Origin of the sequence: Pseudomonas sp. GM24, assembly GCF_000282235.1 — a bacterium.
GTDB lineage: Bacteria > Pseudomonadota > Gammaproteobacteria > Pseudomonadales > Pseudomonadaceae > Aquipseudomonas.
Genome location: NZ_AKJR01000270.1, coordinates 1 through 7,622 on the forward strand (window position 1 = coordinate 1; position 7,622 = coordinate 7,622).

A 7,622-nucleotide genomic window follows, 5' to 3' on the forward strand; every position below is an offset into this window, starting at 1 on the left:
TGGCTTGCCAGCGATGGCGGCCTATCATTCAGCATTGAAGGTGACTGATCCACCGCTATCGCTGGCAAGCCAGCTCCCACAGGGTTTTGTGGTCATCATAAAGCCCGGAAACACAAACCCCGGCACGAGGCCGGGGTTTGTGATGTTCCCTTTACAACCTTAAACCAGCGCAGCAATCGCCGCGTTGAGGGTTGCGCTTGGGCGCATGGCCTTGCTGATCAGCTCGGCATTGGCGTGGTAGTAACCGCCGATGTCGACTGGCTTGCCCTGAACGGCGTTGAGCTCGGCAACGATGGTTGCTTCGTTCTCGGTCAGGGTTTTTGCCAGGGTCGCGAACTGCGCTTGCAGTGCAGCGTCTTCAGTCTGGGCAGCCAGGGCCTGAGCCCAGTACATCGCCAGGTAGAAGTGGCTGCCGCGGTTGTCGATGTTGCCGACTTTACGCGATGGCGACTTGTTGTTGTCGAGGAACTGGCCAGTGGCCTGGTCCAGGGTTTTCGACAGCACCAGTGCTTTCGGGTTGTTGTAGTTCACGCCCAGATGCTCAAGGGACGCTGCCAGTGCGAGGAACTCGCCCAGCGAATCCCAGCGCAGGAAGTTTTCTTCAACCAGTTGCTGCACGTGCTTCGGAGCCGAACCGCCGGCGCCGGTTTCGAACAGGCCGCCGCCGTTCATCAGCGGCACGATCGACAGCATCTTGGCGCTGGTGCCCAGTTCCATGATCGGGAACAGGTCGGTCAGGTAGTCACGCAGTACGTTGCCGGTCACCGAAATGGTGTCCTTGCCTTCGCGGGTGCGCTGCAGGGTGTACTTCATCGCGTCGACCGGCGCCATGATCTGGATGTCCAGACCGGCAGTGTCGTGATCCTTCAGGTAAGCCTGAACCTTCTCGATCACTACGCCGTCGTGAGCGCGCATTGGGTCCAGCCAGAAGATTGCTGGAGTTGCGCTTGCGCGAGCACGGTTGACGGCCAGTTTGACCCAGTCCTGGATCGGCGCGTCTTTGGTCTGGCACATGCGGAAGATGTCGCCGGCTTCAACAGCCTGTTCCATCAGCAGGTTGCCCTTGCTGTCGGTGACGCGAACCACGCCGTCAGCCTTGATCTGGAAAGTCTTGTCGTGCGAGCCGTACTCTTCGGCTTTCTTCGCCATCAGGCCAACGTTTGGCACGCTGCCCATGGTGGTCGGATCGAAAGCGCCATTGGCTTTGCAATCTTCGATCACAGCCTGGTAGATGGTCGCGTAGCAGCGATCCGGGATCACCGCCTTGGTGTCGTGCAACTGACCGTCGGTGCCCCACATTTTGCCGGAGTCACGGATCATTGCCGGCATCGAGGCGTCGACGATGACGTCGCTCGGCACGTGCAGGTTGGTGATGCCTTTGTCGGAGTTGACCATCGCCAGCGATGGACGAGCGGCGTAGACCGCGGCCATGTCGGCTTCGATCTGCGCTTGCTGCTCGGCCGGCAGGGCCTTGATGCGCGCGTACAGATCGCCGATGCCGTTGTTCAGGTTGAAGCCGATCTCGGCCAGCACGTCAGCGTGCTTGGTCAGGGCGTCTTTGTAGAACTCGGCAACGATCTGGCCGAACATGATCGGGTCGGAGACCTTCATCATGGTCGCTTTCAGGTGAACCGAGAGCAGCACGCCCTGGGCCTTGGCGCTTTCGATTTCAGCAGCGATGAACGCGCGCAGGGCGTTTTTGCTCATCACGGCGCAGTCGAGGATCTCGCCAGCCTGAACGGTGGTTTTTTCTTTCAGGACGGTAGCGGTACCGTCCTTGGCGATCAGTTCGATCTTCACGGCGTCAGCGGCGTCGATCAGGGCAGCTTTTTCGCTGCCGTAGAAATCGCCGGTGCTCATGTGAGCGACGTGGGACTTGGAGTCTTTGGCCCAGGCGCCCATTTTGTGCGGGTGCTTGCGAGCGTAGTTTTTAACCGACAGCGGTGCGCGACGGTCGGAGTTGCCTTCACGCAGAACCGGGTTCACGGCGCTGCCCTTGACCTTGTCGTAACGCGCCTTGGCGTCTTTGTCGGCGTCGCTGGTCACGGTTTCCGGGTAGTCCGGGAGGTTGTAACCCTGAGCTTGCAGCTCTTTGATCGCGGCTTGCAGCTGTGGCACCGAAGCGCTGATGTTCGGCAGCTTGATGATGTTGGCTTCAGGCGTAACGGCCAGGTCGCCCAGTTCGGCGAGGTGGTCGGCTACGGCTTTGTCGCCCAGTTGCTCGGGGAAGCTGGCCAGAATGCGCGCTGCAAGAGAGATATCGCGGGTTTCCACGGCGATATCGGCCGAAGCGGTGTACGCCTCGATGATCGGCAGCAGGGAATAGGTGGCGAGGGCTGGAGCTTCGTCGGTGAAGGTATAGATGATCTTCGAGCGGGTGGGCATATTCGGATTAACTCTCTCTTCTTTGCTAAAGCGTGCGCAGAAACTCGAGGGGCGCCGGGTAAGCGCGTTCGTTCAAAGTCATCCATGAACCGAATGTCGAGATTCTTCGCGGTGATGTTGGGTGCATCAGTAGAGCGTCAAGCAGTCGGACTGCGGTAACAACCCGACCAATCAGGCGGAAAGTCTCGTGCTAGAGAGGCCAGCCGTCGTGACCCTGTGGTCAGCGGGCGGCATTATACATAGGTAGCTGGCAATCTGCCGATGGTTCATATGCAACGATTCTCGTCCATTGGTCTAAAGGTCGCAGGGCGGGGTGGGGCGTAGAGTCGTCGCGAATGCTTGAGTTTGGCGCTTTTCCCTTTGCTTTCAGGCTTGTACGAAACGAGATGTAGCCGCGCCACGAACAGAGGGTTTGCGTGTTGATTTAACTGGGTTACGCTCGAACCAAGCCAGATGTTCAATCCAAACAATGGAGTTCAGCATGGGTTACAAGAAGATTCAGGTTCCAGCCGTCGGCGACAAAATCACCGTCAATGCAGACCATTCTCTCAATGTTCCTGATAACCCGATCATCCCCTTCATCGAAGGTGACGGCATTGGTGTCGACATCAGCCCGGTGATGATCAAGGTTGTCGATGCTGCAGTTCAAAAGGCATACGGCGGTAAACGCAAGATTTCCTGGATGGAAGTCTACGCCGGGGAAAAAGCCACTCAGGTTTACGATCAGGACACCTGGCTGCCTCAGGAAACTCTCGATGCAGTCAAGGATTATGTGGTTTCCATCAAAGGCCCGCTAACCACGCCGGTCGGTGGCGGCATCCGCTCGCTGAACGTGGCCCTGCGTCAGCAACTCGACCTGTACGTCTGCCTGCGCCCGGTGCGCTGGTTCGAAGGCGTGCCAAGCCCGGTGAAAAAGCCCGGCGACGTCGACATGACCATCTTCCGCGAGAACTCCGAAGACATCTATGCCGGCATTGAGTGGAAGGCCGGTTCGCCGGAAGCCACCAAAGTCATCAAATTCCTTAAAGAAGAAATGGGCGTCACCAAGATCCGTTTCGATGAAAACTGCGGCATTGGCGTCAAGCCGGTTTCGCTGGAAGGCACCAAGCGTCTGGCGCGCAAGGCTCTGCAATATGTGGTCGATAACGACCGCGATTCGCTGACCATCGTGCACAAAGGCAACATCATGAAGTTCACCGAAGGTGCCTTCAAAGAGTGGGCCTACGAAGTGGCCGCCGAAGAATTCGGCGCGACCCTGCTCGACGGTGGCCCGTGGATGCAGTTCAAAAACCCGAAAACCGGCAAGAATGTTGTGGTCAAGGATGCCATCGCCGACGCCATGCTCCAGCAGATCCTGCTGCGCCCGGCCGAATACGATGTGATCGCGACCCTCAACCTCAACGGCGACTACCTCTCCGACGCTTTGGCGGCGGAAGTGGGCGGTATCGGTATCGCGCCGGGCGCCAACCTGTCCGACACCGTGGCGATGTTCGAAGCGACCCACGGTACGGCGCCGAAGTACGCCGGCAAGGATCAGGTCAACCCGGGTTCGCTGATTCTCTCGGCAGAAATGATGCTGCGGCACATGGGCTGGACTGAGGCGGCGGATCTGATCATCAAGGGCACAAACGGCGCCATTAGTGCCAAGACTGTGACCTATGACTTTGAGCGTCTGATGGACGGGGCCAAGCTGGTTTCGTCTTCGGGCTTTGGCGATGCGCTGATTTCGCATATGTAAAACGCGGGCACATAAAAACCGCCTGATTCTTCATTGAGTCAGGCGGTTTTTTATTGCTTGGGATATTCAGGTGAAGATCAGTCAGCTCACGCTTTGGCTGTTGCGGCAGCGGCAGCGGCAGCGGCAGCGGCAGCAGCAGCAGCAGCGGCGCTGACAGCTGCACTATCAATGGCACTGGATGGTTCGACTGACTGGATGTTTACGGCATGCAGCCCCTTGGGGCCTTGGATAATGCTGAAAACCACCGCCTGCCCGGCCTTAAGGGTTTTGTATCCGTCCATCTTAATCTGAGAAAAATGAGCAAAAAAGTCGATCTCTTTGCCATCCTCATCGCGGCCTTCACGGGCGTCGGTATTGATAAAGCCGAATCCCTTGGCATTGTTGAACCATTTCACCTTGCCGACAGCCATGCTCAAATCCCTCTGCAACAGACTCCATCGCTGGAGTATCATCCAATTCATCCGCAATCTAATCCGTTAAAAGGATTGACTCCGCGGATCTTTTTTACCCACTGTGGGCTCTATTGGTTGTAACACCGTTTTCCCGATAGTCAAGGTGACCGGGCAGTCGGAGTTGAAAACGCGTACAACCGCCCCCACCACTGTATTTGCACAACTGACGAACCTTTCTTTCCATGCATGCAATCAGCCAGATTCGACTAACATTCAATCAGGATCGCCCGCTTCTCCAAAAGGATCTTCCACAGGAGCACGACGACGATTCGGCAGGCGTTGCTGTTCAGGAAGCAAAGCCTGCGTTACAGGCGCCGCCGATGTACAAGGTGGTTTTGTTCAACGATGACTACACACCGATGGATTTCGTCGTCGAAGTGCTCGAGGTGTTTTTTAACCTGAATCGCGAGCTGGCGACCAAGGTCATGCTGGCCGTCCACACAGAAGGACGGGCAGTATGTGGAGTGTTTACCCGCGACATCGCCGAGACAAAGGCCATGCAGGTCAACCAGTACGCCAGGGAAAGCCAGCATCCGCTACTCTGTGAAATCGAGAAGGACGGTTAATCGCCGACCACTTGGGTATGAGGTGAAGCTATGTTAAACCGCGAGCTCGAAGTCACCCTCAATCTAGCCTTCAAGGAGGCTCGTTCGAAACGTCATGAATTCATGACCGTCGAACACCTTTTGCTGGCCCTATTGGACAATGAGGCTGCCGCCACCGTTTTGCGTGCCTGCGGCGCAAACCTCGACAAACTCAAGCATGACCTGCAGGAGTTCATCGACTCCACCACGCCATTGATCCCCGTTCATGACGAAGATCGCGAAACCCAGCCAACTCTGGGCTTCCAGCGTGTACTGCAACGTGCTGTTTTCCACGTACAGAGCTCGGGCAAACGCGAAGTAACCGGCGCCAACGTGCTGGTTGCCATCTTCAGTGAGCAAGAGAGTCAGGCAGTGTTCCTGCTGAAACAGCAGAGCGTTGCGCGCATCGATGTCGTCAATTACATCGCACACGGCATTTCCAAAGTGCCGGGGCATGGCGATCACTCTGAAGGTGAACAAGATATGCAGGACGACGAGGGCGGTGAGTCTTCTTCTTCAGGCAATCCTCTGGATGCTTATGCCAGCAACCTCAACGAACTCGCGCGCCAGGGTCGTATCGATCCGCTGGTCGGTCGTGAATCGGAAGTCGAACGTGTCGCGCAGATTCTCGCGCGTCGGCGCAAAAACAATCCGCTGCTGGTCGGTGAAGCAGGCGTGGGTAAAACCGCGATTGCCGAAGGTCTGGCCAAGCGCATTGTCGACAACCAGGTGCCGGATCTGCTGGCCGGTAGTGTTGTTTATTCGCTGGATCTCGGTGCTCTGCTCGCGGGCACCAAGTATCGCGGTGATTTCGAGAAGCGCTTCAAGGCGTTGCTCAATGAATTGAAAAAACGTCCGCAAGCCATTCTGTTTATCGACGAGATCCACACCATTATTGGTGCGGGCGCTGCGTCGGGCGGGGTCATGGACGCTTCGAACCTGCTTAAGCCGCTACTGTCGTCTGGCGACATTCGCTGCATCGGTTCGACCACGTTCCAGGAGTTTCGCGGCATCTTCGAGAAGGATCGTGCCTTGGCGCGTCGCTTCCAGAAGGTCGATGTCGTCGAGCCATCGGTGGAAGACACCATTGGTATCCTGCGCGGCCTGAAAGGGCGTTTCGAACAGCACCACAACATCGAATACAGCGACGAAGCGCTGCGTGCCGCTGCTGAACTGGCGTCGCGCTATATCAATGACCGACACATGCCGGACAAAGCCATTGATGTTATTGACGAGGCGGGCGCCTATCAGCGTCTGCAACCGGTCGAGAAGCGCGCCAAGCGTATCGAGGTGCCGCACGTCGAAGACATCGTCGCGAAAATCGCGCGGATTCCGCCTAAGCACGTCACCAGCTCCGACAAGGAGTTGCTGCGTAACCTTGAGCGTGACCTGAAGCTGACGGTGTTTGGTCAGGACGCGGCGATCGATTCGCTGTCAACCGCGATCAAGCTGTCTCGTGCCGGCCTCAAGTCGCCTGACAAGCCAGTCGGTTCGTTCCTGTTCGCAGGCCCGACCGGTGTCGGTAAAACCGAGGCCGCACGACAACTGGCCAAGGCGTTGGGGATCGAACTGGTGCGTTTCGACATGTCCGAGTACATGGAGCGTCACACCGTATCGCGTCTGATCGGTGCGCCTCCAGGTTATGTCGGTTTCGACCAGGGCGGTCTGTTGACCGAGGCGATCACCAAGCAGCCGCACTGCGTATTGCTGCTCGATGAAATCGAGAAAGCGCATCCGGAAGTCTTCAACCTGCTGCTGCAGGTGATGGACCACGGTACGCTGACTGACAACAACGGGCGCAAGGCGGACTTCCGCAACGTGATCGTGATCATGACCACCAACGCCGGTGCCGAAACGGCTGCGCGGGCTTCGATCGGTTTCACCCATCAGGACCACTCGTCTGATGCGATGGAAGTGATCAAGAAGAGCTTCACACCGGAGTTCCGTAACCGTCTGGACACCATTATCCAGTTTGGTCGCCTCAGCCATGAGGTCATCAAAAGTGTGGTGGACAAGTTCCTTACCGAGCTTCAGGCGCAGCTTGAAGACAAGCGTGTGCTGCTTGAGGTCACTGATGCCGCGCGGAGTTGGCTGGCGGCGGGTGGTTATGACTCGGCAATGGGCGCACGTCCGATGGCACGTCTGATTCAGGACAAGATCAAGCGTCCGTTGGCGGAGGAGATTCTGTTTGGCGAGCTGGCCGAGCATGGCGGTGTGGTGCACATCGACATCAAGGATGGTGAGTTGACGTTTGACTTCGAGACTACCGCAGAAATGGCCTGATGGCCTTGGATCAAGAGGGCGCCTTCGGGCGCCTTTTTGTTATTTGTCGTTTGGGTTTTTTGGGTGAGTATCCGTTGCTGCGGTGATGGCTTATTACGGTTTCGCCCTTACGGCGACTCACTTTTTTTCAAACGCCAAAAAAAGTAAGCAAAAAACGCTTGCTCCTACGTGCGGCCCGCT

The 7,622-nt window shown here is 57.2% G+C and carries 5 protein-coding genes; 3 read left to right on the forward strand and 2 right to left on the reverse strand.

Features of this window, described 5'->3' with window-relative positions; all coding sequences use genetic code 11:
• Window positions 1-159: 159 nt before the first annotated feature.
• Entirely contained in the window at window positions 160-2,385 is a 2,226-nt protein-coding gene (locus PMI23_RS26065; protein WP_007920205.1) for an NADP-dependent isocitrate dehydrogenase, read from the reverse strand.
• 481 nt (window positions 2,386-2,866) lie between these two features.
• Between PMI23_RS26065 and icd the strand changes: the two genes are divergently transcribed.
• Complete coding sequence (gene icd, locus PMI23_RS26070; RefSeq protein WP_007920207.1) at window positions 2,867-4,123, forward strand: NADP-dependent isocitrate dehydrogenase; 1,257 nt, start codon at window positions 2,867-2,869, stop codon at window positions 4,121-4,123.
• An 86-nt stretch (window positions 4,124-4,209) separates the two neighbouring features.
• Here icd and PMI23_RS26075 read toward each other — a convergent pair whose 3' ends face one another.
• Window positions 4,210-4,533, reverse strand: coding sequence for a cold shock domain-containing protein (locus tag PMI23_RS26075; protein ID WP_007920208.1), 324 nt, complete (start codon window positions 4,531-4,533; stop codon window positions 4,210-4,212).
• 224 nt (window positions 4,534-4,757) lie between these two features.
• Here PMI23_RS26075 and clpS point away from each other — a divergent pair, with 224 nt between their 5' ends.
• Both clpS and clpA read left to right on the forward strand, forming a co-directional pair.
• Window positions 4,758-5,141, forward strand: a complete 384-nt coding sequence (gene clpS / locus PMI23_RS26080) for an ATP-dependent Clp protease adapter ClpS (protein WP_011334948.1) — start codon at window positions 4,758-4,760, stop codon at window positions 5,139-5,141.
• 30 nt (window positions 5,142-5,171) lie between these two features.
• Complete coding sequence (clpA, locus tag PMI23_RS26085; RefSeq protein WP_007920210.1) at window positions 5,172-7,442, forward strand: ATP-dependent Clp protease ATP-binding subunit ClpA; 2,271 nt, start codon at window positions 5,172-5,174, stop codon at window positions 7,440-7,442.
• Window positions 7,443-7,622 lie beyond the last annotated feature (180 nt).

Excerpts from the sequence above, each read along its gene's own strand:
- PMI23_RS26065 (WP_007920205.1), bottom strand. The coding sequence starts at position 2,385 with ATGCCCACCCGCTCGAAGATCATCTATACCTTCACCGACGAAGCTCCA.
- clpA (WP_007920210.1), top strand. The coding sequence starts at position 5,172 with ATGTTAAACCGCGAGCTCGAAGTCACCCTCAATCTAGCCTTCAAGGAG.
- icd (WP_007920207.1), top strand. The coding sequence starts at position 2,867 with ATGGGTTACAAGAAGATTCAGGTTCCAGCCGTCGGCGACAAAATCACC.
- PMI23_RS26075 (WP_007920208.1), bottom strand. The coding sequence starts at position 4,533 with ATGGCTGTCGGCAAGGTGAAATGGTTCAACAATGCCAAGGGATTCGGC.
- clpS (WP_011334948.1), top strand. The coding sequence starts at position 4,758 with ATGCATGCAATCAGCCAGATTCGACTAACATTCAATCAGGATCGCCCG.